The organism is Chryseobacterium sp. OV279, from assembly GCF_900128945.1.
Classification (GTDB): domain Bacteria; phylum Bacteroidota; class Bacteroidia; order Flavobacteriales; family Weeksellaceae; genus Chryseobacterium.
The window spans coordinates 163,869-187,428 of record NZ_FQUD01000003.1 but is presented as its reverse complement, the minus strand read 5'-3'; the positions used below and the strand labels follow the sequence as shown (position 1 = coordinate 187,428).

Here is a 23,560-nt window from a genome sequence, read left to right as displayed (position 1 = left end):
GAGGATGCTACTGAGCATCCTTTTTCATTTGTTTATCTATCCATCCAATATCTGATTTATCTTTTAAAAAATAGTCCCACCAATCAATCATTCTCCGATTTAAATCTCTATTCTCCCTGGTCCCGATTCCCAAATCATGTCCCCCATTACGGTACAATAATGCTACTACCTGTTTATTACTTCTTTTAAGGGCTATATAAAATTCCATAGTCTGTTCTGGCACCACGTTCTGATCCTTGAGGCCAGTCCACAATAAGATGGGAGCACCTACCCTATCTGTATTCAGGATGGGATTGTTCCTCATGTACAATTCATTATCCTCAAAAAAGGAACTCTTCATTTCATACTGTCCGGTTTCTAACTGCCAATAATGAGGACTGGAATAATTTCTGTTATATGAAAAATAAGAACTGACCAGATCACTTACTCCAGAACCGGAAATATAGGCTGAAAAACGGTTAGAATGAGTGGCAATAAAATTTGTTAAGTAACTGCCAAACGAGTGTCCTATGAGCCCAAATCTTTTAAGCTTCAAGGGATATTTCTTTAAAGCATCCAAAGAGCGCTCCACTGCATCCAGACCGGAGGTTCCCGGAGAATCGTTTTCAGTCACCACATCCGGAAGATAGACAAAATATCCCCTTTCCACTAAGGTCCTGATATTAAAACCTATCTCATCATATCTTGGCAGTAGATAATTTTTAGCCTGATCAGACTGCTTCTGATAAATATGAACAATAACAGAATATTCCTGTAAGGAATTAAAATTGGCAGGGTAATATAAAATCCCCTTTAACGGTGTTCCTGAAGAAGTTGTATATGAAATAATCTGTTGCCTGAGTAATCCCGCTTTCCAATCCGATGATTCACTCTCGAATAAAAGTTTCTTTTCATGTTTGGTAGATTCTATCATCCAGAGTCCGGGAGGCCTGTTAAAGTTTTCTTCCAAAACAGCCATTCTCGTCAAGTCCCTGCTAAACACTATTGATTTCAGATTATTGGAGGATAAATACATTAATTTGCTTTTTCCATTCTTAAGAAACTCATAGGAAACTACTCCATTCTCCCCATCCTCAATTTTTAGGACTAAGCCTTTTTTATCATTTACCGAGCTCTGATAAAAATTATATCCTGTGCACAATGACTTTTGCTCACCTCCAATGATCTGCACCTTTTTTCCTCTGGCTGTACTAAGACTTTCCACCTTCCCCGATTCCACAAAGTACAGCCATACCCCTGAATCACTTTCAAAATAGATGGTTTTTGAATCCTGACTGAAATAAGGTTTTTTCAATCCTTTGCTCTGAATCTCCTGCTTTTCCCATGTTTTTACATCAAGTAGCTGCCAAACGCCAAGGCTGTCCATGACTAGGATCAGACTTCCGTCTTTTGAACTCACCAATCTGGGCCCAACTCTACCTATACTTATTTTTTTTCCTGTTAAAGTATCATACAGGGACATATTCAAATCAGCATTATGATGTACATAATCCTGCAATTCATCTCCGCGAAAGACCACAAAATAACGATCACTCCCAATAGAGCTTATTGTTTCATTTTCCAGGGTGCTAAAAGGGATTGCTTCGTCAAGGCCAGGTTTCCATCTCCAGTATCTGCGAAAAGGTTTTCTTCCAAACTCTCTGCTTTCAAGATCCCGGTCATTGCCATACCAGATTTCAACTTCATTTTCAGGGTACGGCACATTCCTGACCGCCTCAATTAAGAATGAATCCCCCTTACCTATTTCCTTTAAGGTCAGGTAATCTGCCAGAGTACCCTCTTTTCCTAGTGGATAAGACCAAGTTCCGCTTCCTATATCCATCAGCATGAGATTACGAAAATCTTTCCCTGACGATTGTCTGTAAATGGCCAAATACCGATGTGAATCCGTCAACTCCATGCGCTCAAAATCATCCAGATCCAGCAATTTTCTAAAACCGGGGTTCTGGAATTTCAGGATTTCATGGCCCGTTTGGGTTTTTGCCTGTACCATAAGATTTCCTTTCCCGTCGGTAATATAATATTCCACACCAGCATATTGAGCTAAGATCTTCCCTTCAGCATCCATGATCCGTAATTGCCCAGATCGGTTTAAAATACAATATCCATCAGGAGACCACATCCCGCTCTGTTTCACATCGTCGTAACTGATCTTTTTCTCTGACATAAGATTCCACCAGGATGCCTGCCCCTGCCCGGTAAGCATTGAATAGTTATCATCATACAGCTCAATCATAGAAGCTTTAGCAGCCATATGCTGATTTTCTTTTTTATTCTTCGTATCAAAAATAAGGATGCTGTCCTGATCGGTATATCTTTTCTTCAGTGCTACCCATCTTCCATCCGGAGATAGGGAAAGACCGTCTGTTTCATAAAATTTAGACACCCACTGATCCAAAGTATCTTTCTCTGTTCCCTGCTGCCCCGAAAACAGCCCTACCACTCCCAAAACCAGCACAAAAAGACAGCGTTTCCTTATGCTCTTAATAGCCATTATTCTGAGGTTTAAGATTAGAATTCATAAGCAGTTCCTTCTGCGGAACCGGCCACACACGGTGATATTCTTTCCAATTGGGTTTTACCGGACTGAGCGAAGCAAGACGCCCGAATCTTTTAAGATCCAAAAAGCGGTGTCCCATTTCACAGAAGAATTCTCTGCGATTCTCAGAAACGATCTCATCCAATACCGCCTGCTGGGAAGGCATACCCGCTAAGGCAGAAAGCCCCGCACGAAGTCTGGTGTAATTGATATAGGGAAGTGCCTCAGAGAGTTTATTCTGCCTGACCAGAGCTTCAGCCAGGTTGAGATAAACTTCCTCCATCCTAAACACAACAGAATACTCCGTAGGATTTGCAGCGCGGTTCTTATATTTATCGGCGCGATACCAGGTATTCTGATTGACCGTTACGGGTATGATCCAGTTCTGTCTTCGCTTATCACCTGGTAAAAAAGAGCTTACCAGATCATTGTTTAAGGCATATAGGTTAGGTGCAGAATCAGAAAAATAATAGGTCTGTACCTCGCTGGTAGGATCATTATTATTTTTAGGTTTAAGCTGCCAGAGGATATGGGTACCTGATTTTTGAAAAACTTTAGTGATGTCCTGTTCAAAAGTATACAGAGGGCTGGATGCAATGGTTTTTAAAGCGCCCTCCGCCTCATTCCACTTTCCCTGGAGCATGTATACTTTGGCCAGCATCAGCTGTGAGACTTTACGGTTAGGAAAAATTCTTTCAGCACTTCGGTACTGGTCAGACAAAAGATCTGCAGACTCCTTAAAGTCGGATTCCAATCTCAGTATCACCTCGGCAGCAGAGGTTTTGGATAAAGACTGATTAACCTTATAATCCGTTGTGAGTGGCATTGGAATATTTCCAAAAACCTGCTGTAGGTAGAAAAAAAGAAGGGATCTTATCAGCAGAGCCTCCCCTTTTATCCTGCTTTTTTCAGACTGCGGTAGTGATTTTGAGTTCTCCGCCCCTTCCATAATAGCATTGGCCATATACACCTCTTTATAGGCTGAAGACCAGTACATATATACCGCAGAATTGGAGGCGATCTGAAGGTTGTTATAAAGATCGAGCGCTCCACTGCTCTCCCCCGAAGCATAATAGCAGACCAGATCATCCGTATAACTTCCCAGTAGCACCCCACTTCCCTGCGTTCCTCCTGACAGAGGTGAATTATCCCATAGGTTAGCATAAAGTCCTGCCAAAGCAGCATTGGCCGTCTGAACACTCTCGAAAACCAGCCCGGTATCCAGCTGGTCGGAAGGGGTATCAACTTCCAGCAGATTTTCGCATCCTACCAGTACATGCAGTACTGCGCATACAGCAACAATCTTTTTTATATTAATCGCTTTAAATAATTTCATGATTTCTGGTTTTAAAAATTAATCTGTGTTCCAAAAGAATAGGTTCTTAAAGGCGGTAAAAATCCTCCTGCTGTAAATTCAGGATCCATCCCGAAGTATTTAGTCCATGTCAGGAGATTCTGACCCTGAAAATATATTTTAACATTCTTCACCACCCTACTCTGTAGCGGTAGCGTATAAGTCAGCTGGATATTTTTAAGACGGATAAATGATGCATCGGAAACACTTGCCGTACTGTTCCTGAAATTATCCTGAGCCGTATTCTGATCTCCCACCGTACCGGTACTATACGGCATATAGTATCCCGAAGGATTATCAGGTGACCATACGTCCAGAACTTCTACAGGTTGATTAAACATTCCTCCCGGCAGTGGCATGGAACTGTTATAATTGAGATTCCTCTGCTTCACAAACTGAAACAGCACGGAAAGATCCCATTCCCGGTACTGAAGCGTATTGCTCCAGCCTCCAAAGTAACGCACCCCAATATTTTTCGTCACTTTATTATCTTCAGGAGCCGTGATCTTCCCATCTCCGTTAAAATCCTTAAACCGGTAGAGTCCTGTCTGGGGATCTATTCCTTCCAGCTCAAAAAGCCTTACCACCGAAACGGGCATCCCTATCACCAGTTTATTCTCATACGGTGATCCTTCAAGACCCGGAAAAGACAAAAGCTTATTCTTTGGAAAACTGATATTAAAACCTGAAATCCACTTCACAGACTGTCCTGAAAGAGGCCTTGCGCTAAGCTCCACTTCCCAGCCTTTATTTTCCACCACAGCATCCATATTGGAAAGCACTGAGGTAAACCCTGTCATGGAAGGAAGCTGATAGCCTACCAGCTGATTGGAGCTTATATTCCGGTACCATGACGCGTTGATATTCACCCGGTCTTTAAAGAATCCCATCTCCAGGGCTGTTTCCAGCTTTCTGGTCTTCTCCCAGCTGTAATCCGGATTGTAGAGCCTCGAAGGCACCAGCCCTGTTACCGAATTATAGATATATTCAGAGACTAAATAATTATCCAGATACTGGTAGTCCCCTATATTATCACTTCCAGTAATCCCATAGCTTCCTCTCAGTTTCCCAAAGCTCAGCCATGATCTGCTGTTAAGAAAACTTTCCTGAGAAAAAAGCCACGCTGCCCCTACAGCGCCAAATGAGGCCAGCTTCCTGTTTTCCCCAAAGCGGCTGCTTCCGTCACGTCTTCCGGTAAGATTAACTATATATCTATTTTTATACTGATAATTCAGCCTTCCGAACAGGGCGGCATATCGGTACTCTGTCGTTACCTGATCCGCAATTGTTTTGGTCTGGGCCGCTCCGATATTGTGCAAAAATGCATTGCTCTCAAAACCACTTCCGCGCATCGACTCCCTTGAATTCTGCTCCACCTGTATACTGGTTCCCAAAAGTGCGGTCAGCTCATGTCCTGTCCTTTTAAAACTCCATTCCAACTGCGGTTCCACGATATAGGAAAACCGGTTGTTATTGCTCTTAGAAGCACTGGAATAAAAGCTTGACTGCCCCGTCACAAAGGCAGGATTATAAATTGTATTGGGCCTCAGAGACCACTCCTCAAAAGCTTTATAATTGATCCCCCCGTTAAGCTTCACCAAAGTATGGGGAAGCAATTCAAACTGAGCGTTAAGGTTGCTCAGAAACTGAAGGCTTTCATTGGTATATGTACTGTTGTATACCGCCAGAGGATTGGTAAAAGTATTATTCTCCCAGTTCAGACTTCCATCCGGTTTATAGAGTTCCGGAGCATTAGGAGCCAAGAGCAGCGACTTCTGGGTACTATCTTCATTAAGTACATTACTTTTCTGAAGCGAGAACTGATTGGAAAGCGTGAGCTGTAATTTCTTATCCTTCGATCGGTGGGATATATTACCGGATATGGTATGGCTGATATAGGTAAAATCCTTCGCAAAAACAGTCGCCTGCTCATTACGCCCCAGGCTCAGTAAAAAGCTAGTGGTTTCACTTCCTCCCTTAAGCGAGAGCTGTACCGAGGAAGAGGCAGCGACATTCCCAATGAGTTTCTCAGGCCAGTTGGTATACCGATTCCGGGACCATTTCCCATTGATATCATAGGCATTAGCAGGATATGACGTAAAGCCGTCATTCGCATAGGCCTGCGCCCGCATTCCCAGATACTGCCCGGTATCCATCATCTTAAGCCCGATCATGGCCCTGCTGAGTCCATAATTGGTATTCAGGCTCAATTCCGTCTTTCCGGACTTCCCACTTTTGGTGGTCACCAGTATCACCCCATTAGCCCCTCTGGAGCCATAAATGGCCGTAGCATCCGCATCTTTTAAGATCTCAATGCTTTCTATATCATTGGGGTTAATAGAGTTCAAAGGATTAATACTCCGAAGCGGAATCACTAGGGTGGAAAACTCCGACTTCATATCTCCACCTACAGGAACCCCATCAATCACATACAGAGGCTGATTGCCGTCTATTTCACTATTGGCCGTGGTACGCAAACTATTCCTTCCCCGAATCTGAATATCAAATCCTCCTCCGGGTATTCCTCCTCCCTGCGTAATGCTGACCCCGGCCATTCTCCCCTGCACTGCGGATAGAACATTCCCTACCGGCTGATTGGCAATATCCTTGGCCGAAACCTTAGCAATACTCCCGGTCCTCTCCCTGTCTTTCACCTTATAGTAGCCCGCATTAAGGACCACTTCCCCAACACTGGTCGCTGTTGTTTTCTCAGCTGAAGACAAAGAAACATTAAGAACCGTCCCTACTCCAACAGAAACCCTCCGCTCCCCATACTCCGGATGACGGAAAATAAGCACCGGATTTTCTCCCAAAACCTCCACCACATATTTACCTGAAGCCCCGGTCAACGCTACTGCATCACTACCCTCCTGAAATACCGAAACTCCTTTAACAGGTAGATTATTCTCTATGACTGTGCCCGTAATCTCGCGCACCTGTCCTATTGCTATGCAAGACACCAGCAATGTGAAGCCAAAAGCCAACTGAATATGGCCTAGGCTGCAAAAGTTTTTTTTCATACTTTTGAAAAGTTTAATTTAATTAAGCACTTAGGCTCTTTCCTGCACAGCGTAGATTCGAATAAACTCTGGTGCGGAAAGGGCTTTTCTCTTTCTTCTTCTATGGTTACTATACTTTACACTTTCTGTTTCTTAAAAATCTATTTTTTTATTGAGTTCTTGATCTCTGATTGATGAAGGCTTGGGAGGAAGTCTAAGCACACGGCATCACCTCCTGCCCTAAGCCCATCAATTGAAATATGAATGAAATTTGTGTTCCCGTGAAAGCTGTAAAGCCGCAATAGATTGTACCCTCCTATTGTATCGTGTCGTATGATACTGTATTTGTTGAAACGGCTTAGTGATGTAGAGATAGCGGACTGCATTGAAAATAAAAACGGCATGGAACTCTACAATATCCTAACTGAGGTACTGGTATACCTTACATACAGATAAGAGAGCCCACGCCTAGGTCGTGAGCTTCCTGCTTATCGTCTCGTATGTTTAAAAATTACCAGTTTTCAGTTAGAGATTCTAAGCAATAGCTTCTAATATTCGTTGAAGTATCGCAAAGTTACATTTATTGTAACCTATGTTACAAATATAATATATTTTTTCAATCTGTGACATATTTGTCAATGATATTTTTGACAAATATGTCACTTTTATTCAATGAAATACATTGAGGATAAATATTTTATTGCTATTGCTGACTACATTAAGAGTTTCATTGACCAAAAAGGAATTGATGCGGCTGATCTTGCTGCAGCGGCAAATGTTGATAGAAAACAAGTCTATAGATTAATAAACAAAGAAAACATTCCTAAATTATCTACTTTAATAAGGATATCTTTAGCTGCCGGTATAGAGCCATCAAAACTTTTCGCTATAAAATTTGACTTTGATATGTATATGAGAGATAATAATATTTTTATAGCTATACCAAAAAACAAGAGAAAATCTTGATGTAATTGCTTTTTCAATCTTTTAAAATTTTATTTTATTTGAAAAATTTACGACTAACAGAAGTCACACATGATCTAATTATGATCATATGATATCCTCTAAACTTATCTATAAGATAATATTTGGGCGTAATTCACATTATGTAATAATGTTTTTTTTGTGTATAGATATTTCAGGACTAGACAAATCATTAATTCATCATTCTGATCGTGGTTTACAATATTATTCAAATGTTTATCAGAAGGTACTGGAAAAACATAAGCTAAAATGCAGCATGACCCAAAATTCTGATCCTTATGAAAATGCTGTTGCAGAGAGGGTAAATGGAATTTTAAAGCATGAATTTGATATTGATAAGCATAATATCAGCTTTGTGTTAAGAACAAAAATTGTAGACGAATCCATCAAAATTTATAATGAAATGAGACCGCATTTTTCAAACCATTATTTAACTCCAAATCAAATGCACAATCAATCAGAAATCAGGATGAAAACCTATAAAAGCAAAAACCAAAGCAAAAAGAAATTTGCTTTGGTTTAATTGTTTATTTTTGTCCTTTAATATGTATCGGATTTTCAGGACTAGTCACTATAAATTATATGTTATTTTGAATTGAAAAGTCTAACAGTTTTAGCAGAAGAGTTTTGTTTTTGAGCTTCAACTATTTTTTTTTGAATAACCCATTCATTGCCTTTACCATCATTATCAAATTCTACCATAGAGTTTACAGTTCCATTTTTATTATAGAATATCCACCAACCTATTCTATATTTTGTTTGCTTTATATAGCTAATACTTCCTTCATGTTCAAGTTTCCCATCTGGATAATATCCAATATCTAAATAGAAGTATGGCTCCTTATCTAATGTTGAAATTGTTTTTACTTTTCCGTTTTTATAGTATTCAGTTGCTTTAATTATAGTCCCTTTTTTATTATAAACAAAATCATATTCTAGAGTATTTGTTTTTCGATTAATCGATCTAGAACTTACTAAAGTGTCATTTTTTATTTTTTTTTCGATAATGAAGCTATATGTTTGTTCTTTTTCCACCCTATCTTTTTTTCTACATGAAAAAAGAGTAAAGAGTGAGATAGATACTAAGCCTATTGTATTTATGACTTTCATTTTATTAATTATTTAACTTTTCTGTCTATACTATCTACTTTTTTACGGATATCACTATTACCCAAATAATCATATCTTTTATTGGTATTAGGCATTTTAGGAACTTGCATTGAGACTGCAGTATCTCTCGAAGTTACATACCCTAAATTTGGATCGTATTTATAACCAACTCTAAATTGTACATTTACAATTGTATCATCTTTACTCTTTCCTCCAAATGTTGAAACGGCTAAATCAGCTAGTGCAGTTATATCCACTCTATAAGCCATAATGTCTTTCCAATCTCTTCCTCTGCTTAAACTATTCACCATGCCGCCAAAATAACCCTCTACATCTACTATTTTATCTATGTCACCTCTGAAAAATGGATTATATCCTGAGCCTAAACCTAAACCGCCTAGATTAGAATAATAGTCGCCACCCTCATTTCCTAAATGTGACAAATATTTAGTAAGATCGAATTTTCCAGATGCTGCATTTACAGAAATACCATCAATATCAAATGATCCATTAAGTGTACTTCCAGACATATCACTAACACTGCCATTTGCATTTAATGTATGGGTAGTATTCCCATTCCCATCTGAAATTTCACCTGTTGCTCCAACTTCATAAACATTCTGATATCCTGCATCTAAAGCTTGATTTATAGTTTGCACATTTGGATCGTACGTCAAAGTTGTTTGATTGGTTTGAGGGTCTATCATTTTTATCCAATCTGCACTCGCCCGCCCATCAGGATCAATAAACCTAATCGGATTATTAAATGCATAATTGTAAGGACTAAATCTTGTCATCTTCTCCGCCAATGGATCAGCAACGCCCCATCTTCCTAAATCAGGCATATAGAACCTTGCTCCGTAATCATACATCCCAGTTTCCTGAAGTTCTTTTCCATTGTATTTATAACTGTAATAACTTCCCAAATTTGCCCCCTCAAACATTCCTTGAATATGGTTTAATCCGAATGGATAGTAATTATTTGTATCAGTAACTTCTAGAACACCTTCGCTATTTTTGGCAAAACTTACCCTTGCATTTCCTAAATGATCTCTATATTGGTAAATATAACGGTTTTCTGTGAAACTATAAAACCCTTCAGCAGTAGGTACAAAATCAAGTTTCCATTGTGGAGTTAAGTCAATTCCAGGAAATGTTTTTCCTATATTACCATATGCCTGTTCTTCAAAAGCAGTTTCAGTTCTACAAGTCAGACATATACCTCCCCCTTCAAAATAGTTATACTGGAAACCATCTAAATAATCTGTAGTATGTGTTGTGGCTGATGAACCTCTTCGGCCCTGTTTATAATAGTTTTTACGTAATTTTATTCCGTCTGCACTGTATAGATAAGTTAAACTTACATTTGAAGTTTGTCCAAGCCCAAATGGATCTGACTGAGTAATCATAAAAGTATTAGGAAGATTTAGGTAATTATAAACAATATCTTGAATCCCCTTATCTTTCATATTAGTCATATTTCCGTTCAGGTCATAATCTATAATATTGTTTCCTCCTTCATATCCTGTGTCATTAAGAGCATTTTCAATAACTTTATCCAATCTATTTCCTGTGTATTGATATACTAAGTTATCTACTGTTGTAGATGTCGTACCTGAAACAGGAATAGCATTTCTCTTTAAAGAAGCAATATTCCCATTTAAATCATAGGTAAGACGCTCATCAAAATTTTTGTTATGCGGATTTGTTGCACTAGGTTCAGCATATTCAGCATCAGCTAATCTGTTCAATTTATCATAGATATAGTTATATCTTTTCAAATTATTAACGGTTGACACATTCCAATCTATTTCAGCAATATTTCCATTGTATCTACCAGAAGCGATATCAGAATAAATAGGATCGGTATACTTTATTTTATATCCAAATAGCTTTCCACTTAGATTTACAGGATCATTGATTTGAGTCATCCATCCTCTTATATTGTATTTGTAATCTATGCTTTGAAGTGGTAACCCAATGCTAATTCCTCCAACTTTCTTGTTTTCAAGCTGGGAAAGTTCATTGTACTTATTTTGAGCAAGAATTTCCTCAGGATTATTATCTATCTGATGCTTATGTACCAATAGCCTGTTTTGATGATCATAGGTAAAGGTTTCAGTAATTACTCTTTCTGTATCTGTATTTAATCTTTTATGCCTTGTGACAACAGTTTGTGGTACACCTGCAAAATCAAGTTTAGATTCTGTTTTTGTGTAGCCTCCCAGATGGTTAATAGAGTAGGTTCCTATTATACGACCTTTAGTATCGTAATAGGTATAGTTTTTAGTCCAGTTATCATCTTCAATGTTTTTCACTAGACTAAATACGGGAAGTCCTTTTGTGCTCCTACCATCAATAGGATTAGCTGTAAGGATTTGCTCACCCAATACATCTGAAATTGTTGGATTAAAACTATAGCCAGGAAGGGTATCATAATAGTTTAAAGACAATAATGTTACCCATGTCGGAGATTTAGGATAAGTATTTTCAGGATTGTCATAATAGACATCAATACCTTGTCTGTTAAATAGCACTGTACCGATCCTGCCTACATTATTTGAATTCTGGAGATCAGCCTGAGTCTGCTCTACTGACCTTAATCCTCCTGTACTTATTCCTGTAATAGCTACTCTACCAAACTGGTCATATTTAGTGTAAAGCCACTGTCCTTTACCTTTTAAAACAGTATCCTGGCTTGCAACAAGTCGGTCCTGTTTATCATATACCATATATTCCCAACCTTTGCCAGGGAGTTTTTTCTCAACCAAACGGTTTCTTCCGTCATAGTGGTATTGATAACATAATTCATCCTGTTTTAACAAGTTAGGAACAATATCACCACGAATGCTTGCTAATGGTGGAATAACAAATGCCAGCTGATTAAATTCATTATAGACATAATATGTATCTGCATACTCATCTATATTGATTACCTTTCTAGCTAGAATAAGCTGCCCCTGCCCATTTTTGAATTCGATGGTTTCATTGCCGTCTTCATCTTTGACAGAATTCTTATATAGTTGTCCATCAGTATACAGCCAGTTTTCTTCCAAAACAGATTTGGTCGCTCCAGCATCCCATGAGGTAATAGTAGTAAATTTTCTTACTCTGTCCGGCACAGTAACAGCACCATAACCAAATTTTACAGGTTTGTTACTCCAATCATTTCCTGCCTGCTTTTGTTCTAGGATTCTATTAAGGGGAGAATTTTCTAGTGTTTTCTCTGAATAAATCTTTTCCTGGCCATAAATATCGGGTTGGGTAGCATTAGCCAGTGATAGAGGAACAATTCCTCCATTCAGAGTTCCTGGTTGGGGAACTGGTAAATAGTCCTTGGTCTGCCTTCCAAAGCTATCATATTCAATATGGGTGACCACGTCTTTTCCATTTGGAGATGCTTTTACGTTTACAATTTGTTTTAGTCTTCCCAGACCGTCCATATACTGAACCGTTTCGGAAACTTTTGTAGGTTGCCCGAGCTTATTATAATCAAGATAAGTCTTGGAATATACATAGTTTTCACTCTGACTAAGCTGAGCTTGTGCTGAATGAGCAGTCACCAGCATACCAATGGGGATGATTATTTTTTTCATGTCTGTGTTTAGTTTTTATAGTTGTATTTGTATTCTTTTAATATTTTACCATTCTTATTATCTTCTCTAATTTCTTTCAACCTGTTAGCAGTATCATAAATATATATTTCTCTGATACCTGATGGCGGAGTTATACTTGTTACACCAATTAATGGGTCATAAGTATATGTTGTTACTTGATAGTTTGATAAAGTGGAATTATTCCTAAAATTACTCAATGCTGTAATTAAATCAGGTTCATTAGCAGAGTTGGAAGCGTCATTTTCAGATGCTGTTACTATAGTTGAAACTAAACTTGAAATCTGATCGTAAGTTGCACCTTGTACTTTAGCAATAGGTTGGGTATAATTATATCCCCAAATAATAGCTACAGGAATCCCTTCTTTGGTTGTATATTGTTGAAGATTTCCGTTATAATCGTATTTGTCATAGGTAACGTCTGTAGAAGGTAATGCTATATTTTGCAAGTCATAAGACTTTATGGATAATGGTAATACTAAGTTTCCAGTTTGTGAGGTTGGTAAGACTGTTGGATAAATCGTTTGTGTTTTTGACAAAGTCTTGGTGATACCATTATTTGTTTGTACTAAAATACTTTCTAAAGGAATGCCAATCATATTTCTGTCTACCATTAGTTGGTTACCTTTTTCGTGAGCATAACTGTAATTAATTTCATTTGTTATACCATCTGGAGAAGTTGTCTTTTGTTTGCTTAGCTGATAATTTGTAGAATTATTATAATAATATTCTATTTGGCTTAACACTGGTGCTCCGTTTTGATAATCGGTTGTTTTTTCTCCTATTTTTTGTACTGCATTGGAATAGATAACATACGGTGTAAATTTTTTGTATACTAATGCAACAGAACCAGCATTCATAACTGGTGGAGGTCCTACCATTGCATATAAATAATCAAGTTTAAAATTTCTAATCCCTTCTGTTAATCGATTCGGATTTTGATTATACTGAATCGAAGTCTCAGATAATAAATTATGATTATTATCATAATTTATTTTTGAGAGTAATAGCCCTCTTTCGCTAGATAAAGAATTTCGCATCGTATTTATATTGGTGCTGAACCAATTAGAACTCATATAAGAGCCATTGTGACTATAATTTGTTGTTGAATTATATTTTTTTGATGGATAGTTTGGTGTTAAATCATTATAACCATTATCATAATTGCTATAAGAGTATTCTGTTATACTGCCATTTTCATTTTTTTCAAAAACTTTTGAGTAGCCTATATGATATCCTTTTGTTTCACTAAGAGGAATATATGCGGATGATGTCAGATTTGTAATGGTATATCCTGCTATTAAATCAAAATTATCATTTTGTATATAATTGGGGATCCCAGAAAGTACGCCGCTTGAAATGTTTTGATTATTAAAGTAATCCCTAACATAATAATATCTTTTTATAGTTGGTGAAGAGTTATTTGAATCATACGTTTTTATTCTTCTAACTCTTAATCCACCAGCTAGTTTATCAATATTGTTGTCTACAATACTCTGCTGGTTATTCTCACTTTTTACATATTTTGAGTATAAATTAGACTCATATTCCATTAGACTATGCCCACCAGTAGGATAATCGATTCTTTCAAGTGTTTCTGCTCTTACAGCAATGCTATCAGGTTCCCTCTGATTATAATAATTGTTCATAGAAGATGAACCAGAGTATATTGATAGTATATCTGCATTTTTATTATTAAAAAAGCCCCAATGATCTACATTTGTTTTATTAAAAACGAGTGCTGGAATAGTAAGAGGATTATATGTAAAAGTATATTTTTTCTGTGCAAGAGGGTCTTTGCCTATTTTAATACTATTTAGTTTAAGTCTTTCATTGTTATTTTCTATATAAGCAAATTCAACTTTATCAACAATTGTGTTACTTTTATCAAGCATAACAATTGAATTCAATTTAAACCAATGTAAAGTATTATTATAATTATTTAAATAATTACCATAAGAATTACTCATCACATATTTTAATGTATTTGCAAGTGATCGATTAAATTCAATAGAACCTTCGTCAAATGTTATCCTTTTCAAATATGTTAATTTGACCCTTTCATAAGAAGTATTTGGTTTACAATTCGGACTTATTCCCTCACACCGACTAAAACCATAGTTAACATTAAAATGTTGTATTAGTGTAGTATTGCTATCTGGTTCATATTCATAATTAATAGTAGCTCCATCAGCGTACTTAATTTTAGTCAAATACCAGCTTTTAACAAATTTACTCGTTATAAGTTTTGGATCCAATTCTGAAAAACTATTTGAATCGTTTAATGAACTATCAAATACTTCCAGAGCATTTTCATTTTTACCAAATATATAAACATTTCCATACTTATCTTTTATTTCAAAACCGTAAATGCATCTATCCTTATCAGGGTAAGTATAACCATTATAGACATATGTAAAGTAGTTATTTTTTATCTCATCAGTGATCGAAAGACTTACATCTTCATTTGCTGATACAATCCATTTACCTTTATGATTTTTATAAAATTTCCCACTAATTCCATTTACTTGAAATAAAAAAGTATCTGGTGCATCATTATTGTTATCAATTAATTGATGCCAATTATCATTATCATATGTTGAATAATAATCGTAATTATTTTTATTAAAGCCGTTATTGGGTACAGGTCCTTTAGCTTCATCAATATTTCCATTTACCTCCCTTGTAACTGCCCCTCCTACATTTAGATTCCACCCTAAACCAGTCCATTGAACAGGTATTTCGGGCTTAACAGAATTTAAATTATATGTCAACGATATAACATTCTCTTTTCTTTTTGTTAAAAACCTCAAAAGATTAATATCAATATTAGGACTGCCAGTCGAGAGGTTTATAGGAATTAAACCATAAGTTCCTAATGAAGCAGCGTTTGGGCTTGTAGAAAAATATTCCTGAGCTATCTGATTTTGTGAAGTGATTGCCTGTCCTTCAATTTTTATTATTAAAAATATAAAAATAATTGTTAATATAAATTTTCGCATTTGTATCATCTTTTTATCAATTTTGAACTTGCCGTTTTATTCGTATCCGTCTTTATCGTCACCAAATAAGCCCCTTGAATCAGATTCTGAGTATTAATCTTCGTGACCTTATTCTTCGTCTTCAAACTCTGAAGCTGTCTTCCACCCATATCGTACAAGATAATATCAGCTTCTTTAAAGTCAAAACCTATTTCTACATAAGCATAATCGGATACCGGATTGGGATAAATTTTAATATCTTGTTTTTCGATCAGTTTATTGATCTGACTGTCTCCAAATTTTACAATCTTCCAGTTCTCTTTTCCAAGTTCTTCAGCACTGGTTCCTGCCAAAATGATGGAGCCGTCTCTGTTTAACTTAATATCTGAAAGTCTTTCCTCCTTCTTCCTGGATTCTCCTTTCACATATTTCCTCCACTCTTCATTACCATCTTGGTTGAGATATAGCATCCAGAAAGTCTCGTCGTCCGATTCTATTTTTCCTTCTGCCTGGGTATAGCCTCCCAAAAGAATTCCTTTTGAAGATTTATCATCGGCTGAATGTAGCACGCTCATGCCCATCAGGATATCTCGGTTTTTGAAATTGTAAGACTTCTGCCAGATCTCTTCCCCTCTTTCGTTTAAAGAAATTAACCAAAGGTCTGTTCCTTCTTCAATGCCTACGGTTTTATTTCCCGATCTTTCTGAACGGCTTTCGCCACCGATGATATAGCCAGTCGAAGTTAAAGCCAGTGTTCTCAAATGATCATCTTGTTTACCTCCAAAATCCTTTTCCCATTCAACCTTTCCGTCCTTGTTAAGTTTGATGATATAATAATCTCCTTCGCCAAAGTTTTCGGTTTTCTTTGAACCGCCCAAGTTGCTTCTGGAATAAATTCCCAACAAAGCACCTCCATCCTTAGTTGGAATTATTTTCTCGACTTCATCGAGTCCCTTTCCTCCTAAAATCGATTGAGAAAGCTCTTTTCCATTTTTATCGATTTTTATAATCAAAACATCCTTTGATCCGTAACCTTTAGTTGAGTTTTGAACATTTCCAGCTACAAAAAATCCGAGATCTGTACTTTGAATGACTGTTCTGGCTTCTTCATCAGATGCTGATCCTAGTGTTTTTTGCCAAAGCTCATCTCCAAATTCGTTAAGCCTTATCAACCAAATATCGGATCCTCCTTTGGAATCTTCTTTTTTATCAAGACCCTTTGACGAATACGAAGTACCTGAAATCAAAAACCCTCCATCTTGTGTTGATACTGAAGCTGACAGGTAGTCGTGATTGTTTCCAGAAAAGTACTTTTGCCAGATTTCCTGACCCTGTTGGTTCAGTTTTACTAAATGGAAGTCATACCCATTGTTTTGTCTATTGTTTTGTTGAATTTTATCACTCTGAATTGAGCTTCCTGTAATTAAGTATTGTCCATCTAACGTAGTTGTTACCTGGCTTAGAAAATCCTGAGTACTGGATTTTATATCTTTTTGCCAGACAATCTCCTGTGCTGACACACCTAAAAATGTACATAAAATATATGCACCGAAGTAAAGTTTTTTCATTCTATATTGTCTTTAGAGTAAGTATTAATTCTAATTTTGCTAATTTAACATTTTTTAACATATATTTTGTTTCATATTAATGTGATTTAATATGAATTTTATCACTTACTAGTGTTTTCTGTTTCATTGGTTTTCAACGCTGATTTAATGCTAATATACTAGTGCAAAGCGACAAATTATGTCGCATTTGCTTCAAATAGAGAATCTTTATATAGAATACTGGGAAGCCTTTAAAAAGAGAGAAAAACTTCATATAATACCTTTAGGTACCTATAGAAGGGAAAAAAAATTAAAACAAAAATCCACGGGAATACTTCCCACAAATAGAAAACTTAATGGTGGTTATAGAATGTTTAGAAAATTCTAAACAAAAATTTTTTATATTATATTCTAATCCAAACAGTCTCACAGAGCGAAGCAGCAACTTTGTTAGGACGTAAGGACTTTCAAAGTTGCGAATGAGCTCCTAACTTCTTCATGTAGTTTATTTTTCCCGCAACTACTCCAGCTTACGCTACTAATAAAAACTCATTAAATTACCTGAGAACATGAGGTTCTCACATCTAAAAAATTAAAAGGGGCTTGGTCGCTGTGGCTAAAGAATTAGAAAACCACGCTTCTTTTTCAACCTTGAATAAATTACTAAGGTGTGTGAATACGTCACCCCTTCGTAGACTAATTTAGTAGAAAACTAATATAGTGTTACGAATATGGAAAAGACAAAAGAAATAACAGATTATTTAAATTATCTAAAAAAAGTTCAAGTATTAAAATATGCAAAAGAACAAGGTAAAAATAAAGAAGCGTATGAATTTTTCGGTATAAAAAGAGCACCTTTTATAAGTGGAAAAAAGAATATGAAAAACAGGGTGAAAAAGGTTTATTAAGAAAAAAGCCCATAGCGTATAACTTTCCAAATCAAATAAAGCCTGAAATTGTTGAAAAAGTATTAGAGCTTCGCAAAGAACATAAATTAGGTACTTGGAGAATAAAATGGTATTTAGAGCGCTACCATGATATCATCATTTCAGAATCTAGTGTTTATAGAATTTTAAAAAGAAATAAAGTAGAACGATTAGATAGAAAAACAACTCGGCGCGCTATGCATAGCGTTAGATATGAAAAACAGACCCCTGGACACCATGTTCAAGTAGATGTTAAGTTTCTAATTTTCACAAATGAAGGTGGAATAAAGATAAAAAGGTATCAATATACAGCAATTGATGATGCAACACGCATCAGAACTTTAAAAGTATACGAGAAACATACGCAAGAAAGTTCCATTGATTTTATAAACTGTGTTGTCAAAAAATTTCCTTTCAGAATTAACACCATACAAACAGATAATGGACATGAATTTCAATCTAAGTTTCATTAGCATGTACAGGATCTAGGTATAAAACTTCGATTTATAAAAGTCGGAACGCCTCAATTAAATGGTAAAGTTGAACGTTCGCACTTAAAGATAAAAAAGAATTTTATCAACTTTTAAGTTATACCGACGATGTAGATTTGAATCAAAAATTACAGCAATGGGAAAATTTTTATAATTTCAATAGGCCACATGGATCTTTTAAAGGAAAAACGCCTTATTAAATATTAAAAGCTAAACTAAAATAATTATCTTTAAAGTCTACGAAGCGATGAAGTACAACAAAAATTCGAATTTAATAATTTGTATTTTGCAAATGACATAGAATGCATAAAAATGAAACAAATTAATGATTCAGAATTTCTGAAAATTCTAAACTCAAATAAAGATACAGTTAAAATAATAGGGCTTCATATACATTTAGAAGATATTTTACATATTGATATAAAAGTGCAATCTTTTTATTTTGAAGACTGCGTATTTACAGGAGAAAGAATTGACTTTTCATGTTTTGACCAAAATGAAAATGAGTATCAATCTATTCAATTTATCAATTGTACAATTTCAAATGATTTATTCATTAAAGATTGTAAGCTTCATACGGTAGAATTTAGAAATGTTGATATAACATCACAAAGTTTTCATATTACCACCGCAGATGTAAAATATCTTAGTTTTTCAGGAAGTCCCGATAATCATAATAAGATTAATTCATTAATGTTAAACAATATTAAAAATGAAGCGGGATTAAATGATTTAGATTTTAGATTAAATGATATTAAAACATTTGTAATTCATAACAGTAGTATAAATACTATTACAATAAATGTAAATAAAATCGATAGGTTATCTTTTGACGGTTTAAGTTGTAATAAATCATTACTTTTTTGGAAGAATGTTATAATAAATGATTCGACTATTAAGGATTCAACTATAAATGAGTTTGTAGGAAAAGGCTCAACCTATGGAAATGGATTGAATTTTGAACAAACAATTTTTAATGGAATATGTCGCTTGGAACAAGTGCCAGACAAAATCACTAGCTCATTAAAATTTAAAGAATGTACATTCGATAAAAGTGTTTATTTTGATGAAAGTTATTTTTATGAGCTTTCTATAAGTGGAACTTTTTTTAAAGATATTGTATCTTTTAACTCAACTACAGTAAATATTGTTAAGTTCAAAAGTGTACACTTTGATAAAGTCGCATTTTTTAATAATTTTAGAATTTTGTTGAAAAACTTGGTTGATATTGGCACAATAAGAATTATAAAAAATCAATTGTCTAAAACAGAAAATAAAATTGATTACTTAGATTATAATGTTATTGAACATAATCGTCTATTAAGTGACAAAAATTTAAGTTTAAATGATAGATGGCTATTGAAACTTAATAAAAAGTCAAATAATTTTGGTAGTAGCTGGATAAAAGCAGTATGGTTCACAATTAAAGTAAGTTGGTTTGGTTTTTTATGTTTACTAATTGCTAACTCCTTTTTAAAAAATAGCGGGTACAATTATGAGGTAAATTTTAATATGAAACTTGCATCATTACAGGAAATAATAAAAGAATGGTTAAAGTTTACATTTTCATTTGACTTGAGAAGTTATCAAAATTATGAATCTAATGGTTTTCTTTTACTTATTTTTTTCTTTTTTAAGATTTTTATAGGATATGGCATTTATCAAACTATTGCTGCCTTCCGAAAACACAGTAAATAGAGTAGACAAAAATACAATATATGTTTAGTGAAAAAATAGAGAAAATAATCGAATGTAATATAATTAAGGCTGACGAAGCGTTTGATTATGAATATTCTCCTTACAGCGAAAGATTTGATAAAATTCACAATCTTTTTTGGTCAATTCTAGGTCATGAATCTTATAATTATAATTTAAAAGATTGTTATTTTTTTTTCGCAAATAATTTTTCTGTAAATGCTAAAGCATGCAGGCATAATAATTATAATTTGATTTCAATTAATAGTGGGTTAGTTGTTTGGTTGATTAAAAATATTATCGAAAATGAGAAGCTAGAAGAATATTACAAAAAACAATATGGAATATTTCAAAAAATTCAGTTTTACTCTTTCGAAGAACTTTCCTTTCAGATGAATCTTTTATTCACGTTTTATCATGAGTTTGCTCACCTGCTCCAACAATCTGATTATTTAGAATTAGGACTTGAAGAAGAATCAAAATCTGATTTTTCATTATATAGACATGCATTAGAACTTGACGCAGATACTTTTAGTGGAGTTTTTATAGCCCGCCATCTAATACAATACTATGAAAAGGATTTTTCTGAATTTGGGATTGAATATTTGGAAAGTATAACAGTTATTCTAGGTTCAAATTTATTCTTTTATTTATCATCTTTTAGTGGAGCAAATAAGCAGTTATATTTCAAGGAGAATTCTCATCCTCATCCGTTTATTAGAGTCATTCGAATTCTTTTTACTATAGGTAAATATTTTCAAGATGATTATAAAATTAAAATTGATAAAATTAGAATTGTTTCCAAAATTGTTGATGAAATATTTTTCTTACAGGATACTTACAAAGTGAATAATTTGTCGAGTTTTCGAAATGAAATGATAGATTCAACAATAGATATACACGAATATTTACAGGAACTTTCAGATTACGATAAACTAAAAGTTCAGTCGGCTATAAAAATATATAACCTAAGACAAGAAACAAATGGGAAATAATGAAAAGATTAATTTTTGGGTTGATTTGTGGAGTAGTATTATTGAAAATTTTTTAAAAAAATCTTTTGGGCTTAATCTGTATAGCCCCCACATTTTAATTGAAGATGTAATTACCGAAATTACCGAAAATTCATTTAAAAATCCTGATAACAAAAAATATTTTTATAGTAAATTAAATTATTATTTTGATAATGATAAGGTTATAAAAAAAAAATTCAATTCTTCCTTCAAGCTGTTAAGAAATGTTTTTAATACAGAACGACATGAAATAGTTTTAGAGCTGTCAAAGAATATTAAACAAGAATTTGAGCAGGGCATCTATTTTAACGAAAATATTATATTACTCAAAGAGTTATTATTATCTGATGTTGAAATAGACCGAAAAGTTATTTCGGAAATAAATTATATTTCAGAATGTATCATCGTTGAATACTTAAAAAAAGGTTATGTATTAAAAGAAATAAAAAAATTTCCTAAATATATCCTTGATGACTACAAAATAATTGATAATAGTAATAAAATTATTGTTACAAATTATCCTCATAAAATTCCAAAAGAGGAATGTAATGAAAATTATTTTAACATTCTAAGGCAATTTTTTGATAATTTAACTATTGAAGATAGGATTGACTCTTTAGCATCTTTTTTTTATAAAGAAACAGAAGAAGTATATTATCTTTTTGTTGTAAAAGGTTTAAAGGGAGAAGTTGAATTAACTATTGGAGATGTAACATTTTATTCAACTAATAAAAAAAGATTTGTTAAGGAGGATTTTCATGATGAGGAAGATTTGCAAAATTCATATGATAATTCTAAAGAAAAATTTATTCAAGCAGCAGTTAGAATTAACTCTCTTTCTCCAATTTCATCGTTAGATAATGCTATAAATATTCTAGAAAATACAATCGATTTAATACGTTGTTACTTCAATGTAAAAACAAGAGTGGAAATTGAAACATCAAATTATATTGTTTGTAAAAATGGTAAAAATATTAATTCTTCATGGGGTACAAATTTTAATGATGAATTTTGGCAATTACAAGAGTCACTAGATTTAAAAAGATTTGAATCTGATTTAATAGAGCTTAATAATTATAATTTTATTTTCTTAGAAAGCAAAAATGAAAAAAATGCTACATCAAAAATAGCTTATGCAGTTCATTGGTTCAGTAAAGCAGAAAATTCAGTTAAACAAGAAGATAAGATGTTAAATTATTGGATTGCTATTGAAAATCTTTTTAATTTAGAATATGACATTTTAGATGATATTCTTACAAAGAAGCATAAGAAAAAGATTGATTTGATACAAGAAATAATATCTTCTATCGAAGTAAAATATTTCTTTTACGAATATGGATGGGAGATGTTTAATCACTATAAACTTTTAGCAAAGAATGATATAGTAAACAAGAGTACAATCAATTTGCCGTCCGAAATTATTGAAAAAGCAAATCTTATTGTTAGGACAGGAGAGAAAATTTACTTGAAGAAATTTATTGATTCAGTAAATGATATAATAAAATATGAGACGAATCCATTTTTTATTGAAAAATTAAAGGATGTGTCGCAATTTTATAATAATAAAGATTATGCTACTCAAAAAATAAATGAACAAATGGAAAATATTCAAAATGACATTTTGATGATTTATAGATTTAGAAATCTTATAGTACATAATGCACATTTTGACAATTCTCTTCTTCCGTATTATGTTTGGAAGATTAAGTCATATTCAAATTCACTAATAAGAAAGTTAACGTATGATTATAAAAAAAATGAAAAAGAATTATCAAAATTGATGTTAAATATTTTTATTGAAAAAGAACTTTTTTTAAATGAATTGAATTCTGGAAGTACAGATTTTTGGAAAGATTAAAGGGAATAAAACCAATTATTTAGATATCTGAAAGTGGCTTAAAATTAAAATGATTTGTAAAAATCAAATCTTTTGTTCCAGGAAGGTAAATGTTAATATCTGTTCCTTCGGAATACTTATTACTATCAAGAATAATATCGTTTGGCCTATATTCCCATGAAATTTGTGTGGAATTTATTTTTTTTAAGTAAATATCTCCCCAACCCACACGGCAATTTGTTCCCCCATAATACAAAAGTATTTTATTATCATCAGATTCTACCCATCGGCTATATATCGTATTTTTTAGCTGATTTGACTGGAACGTATCATTTTGAGTATTTTGAAGAGTAATTCCTAATGAATTTTTTATAATGTACCTAACAGATAATACGTCTTTGTAATATTTATACTGGGGGGGGGATGAATATTTATTGGTGCTTTCATTAATTATTGGATTATTTTTCATT

The 23,560-nt window shown here is 34.1% G+C and carries 15 protein-coding genes and 1 pseudogene; 8 read left to right on the top strand and 8 right to left on the bottom strand.

The window, feature by feature from the left end:
- Positions 1-7 precede the first annotated feature (7 nt).
- The 3 genes from BUA72_RS13220 to BUA72_RS13210 are packed head-to-tail and all read right to left on the bottom strand — an operon-like array spanning position 8 to position 6,913.
- On the bottom strand, positions 8-2,494 hold the full coding sequence (locus tag BUA72_RS13220; RefSeq protein ID WP_072923326.1) for an alpha/beta hydrolase family protein: 2,487 nt from the start codon (positions 2,492-2,494) through the stop codon (positions 8-10).
- Positions 2,484-3,875 carry a RagB/SusD family nutrient uptake outer membrane protein gene (locus BUA72_RS13215; protein WP_072923325.1) on the bottom strand — a complete coding sequence of 464 codons (1,392 nt, stop codon included), beginning with the start codon at positions 3,873-3,875 and terminating at the stop codon, positions 2,484-2,486. The genes BUA72_RS13220 and BUA72_RS13215 overlap by 11 nt, the downstream gene beginning before the upstream one ends.
- 11 nt (positions 3,876-3,886) lie before the next feature.
- Complete coding sequence (locus BUA72_RS13210; RefSeq protein ID WP_072923324.1) at positions 3,887-6,913, bottom strand: SusC/RagA family TonB-linked outer membrane protein; 3,027 nt, start codon at positions 6,911-6,913, stop codon at positions 3,887-3,889.
- 651 nt (positions 6,914-7,564) lie between these two features.
- Here BUA72_RS13210 and BUA72_RS13205 point away from each other — a divergent pair.
- Positions 7,565-7,858 (top strand): helix-turn-helix domain-containing protein, encoded by a 294-nt coding sequence (locus BUA72_RS13205; RefSeq protein WP_072923323.1) that lies wholly within the window; start codon positions 7,565-7,567, stop codon positions 7,856-7,858.
- Positions 7,859-7,946: 88 nt separating this feature from the next.
- Positions 7,947-8,399: an integrase core domain-containing protein gene (locus BUA72_RS13200; RefSeq protein WP_083544211.1), complete on the top strand. Its 453-nt coding sequence runs from the start codon at positions 7,947-7,949 to the stop codon at positions 8,397-8,399.
- Positions 8,400-8,461: 62 nt separating this feature from the next.
- Here BUA72_RS13200 and BUA72_RS13195 read toward each other — a convergent pair whose 3' ends face one another.
- From BUA72_RS13195 to BUA72_RS13180, 4 genes are read right to left on the bottom strand one after another with little or no spacing between them, the layout of a single operon-like run.
- Entirely contained in the window at positions 8,462-8,986 is a 525-nt protein-coding gene (locus BUA72_RS13195; protein WP_139259610.1) for a toxin-antitoxin system YwqK family antitoxin, read from the bottom strand.
- Positions 8,987-8,994: 8 nt separating this feature from the next.
- On the bottom strand, positions 8,995-12,582 hold the full coding sequence (locus BUA72_RS13190) for a DUF6443 domain-containing protein (protein ID WP_072923320.1): 3,588 nt from the start codon (positions 12,580-12,582) through the stop codon (positions 8,995-8,997).
- An 8-nt stretch (positions 12,583-12,590) separates the two neighbouring features.
- The gene (locus tag BUA72_RS13185; RefSeq protein ID WP_139259609.1) at positions 12,591-15,602 is read right to left on the bottom strand and encodes an RHS repeat domain-containing protein; all 3,012 of its coding nucleotides are present in this window, start codon (positions 15,600-15,602) and stop codon (positions 12,591-12,593) included.
- 5 nt (positions 15,603-15,607) lie between these two features.
- Positions 15,608-17,149, bottom strand: a complete 1,542-nt coding sequence (locus BUA72_RS13180) for a T9SS type A sorting domain-containing protein (protein WP_072923318.1) — start codon at positions 17,147-17,149, stop codon at positions 15,608-15,610.
- A 710-nt stretch (positions 17,150-17,859) separates the two neighbouring features.
- On the opposite strand from BUA72_RS13180, the gene BUA72_RS24840 reads away from it, so the two are divergent.
- The 6 genes and pseudogenes from BUA72_RS24840 (at position 17,860) to BUA72_RS13155 (ending at position 23,111) form a co-directional block, all read left to right on the top strand.
- On the top strand, positions 17,860-18,036 hold the full coding sequence (locus BUA72_RS24840; protein ID WP_410493310.1) for a hypothetical protein: 177 nt from the start codon (positions 17,860-17,862) through the stop codon (positions 18,034-18,036).
- On the top strand, positions 17,961-18,527 hold the full coding sequence (locus tag BUA72_RS24835) for a helix-turn-helix domain-containing protein (RefSeq protein ID WP_410493327.1): 567 nt from the start codon (positions 17,961-17,963) through the stop codon (positions 18,525-18,527). Before BUA72_RS24840 ends, BUA72_RS24835 begins: the two co-directional genes overlap by 76 nt.
- A gap of 18 nt (positions 18,528-18,545) precedes the next feature.
- Positions 18,546-18,745: pseudogene (locus BUA72_RS24830) on the top strand (integrase core domain-containing protein).
- A gap of 112 nt (positions 18,746-18,857) precedes the next feature.
- The gene (locus tag BUA72_RS13165) at positions 18,858-20,243 is read left to right on the top strand and encodes a pentapeptide repeat-containing protein (RefSeq protein WP_072923316.1); all 1,386 of its coding nucleotides are present in this window, start codon (positions 18,858-18,860) and stop codon (positions 20,241-20,243) included.
- 20 nt (positions 20,244-20,263) lie between these two features.
- Entirely contained in the window at positions 20,264-21,235 is a 972-nt protein-coding gene (locus BUA72_RS13160; RefSeq protein ID WP_072923315.1) for a hypothetical protein, read from the top strand.
- Positions 21,225-23,111, top strand: a complete 1,887-nt coding sequence (locus BUA72_RS13155) for a hypothetical protein (protein ID WP_072923314.1) — start codon at positions 21,225-21,227, stop codon at positions 23,109-23,111. The genes BUA72_RS13160 and BUA72_RS13155 overlap by 11 nt, the downstream gene beginning before the upstream one ends.
- Before the next feature lie 19 nt (positions 23,112-23,130).
- Here the strand turns inward: BUA72_RS13155 and BUA72_RS13150 are convergent, their stop codons facing one another.
- Entirely contained in the window at positions 23,131-23,559 is a 429-nt protein-coding gene (locus tag BUA72_RS13150; protein ID WP_072923313.1) for a hypothetical protein, read from the bottom strand.
- Between the last annotated feature and the right edge of the window lies 1 nt (position 23,560).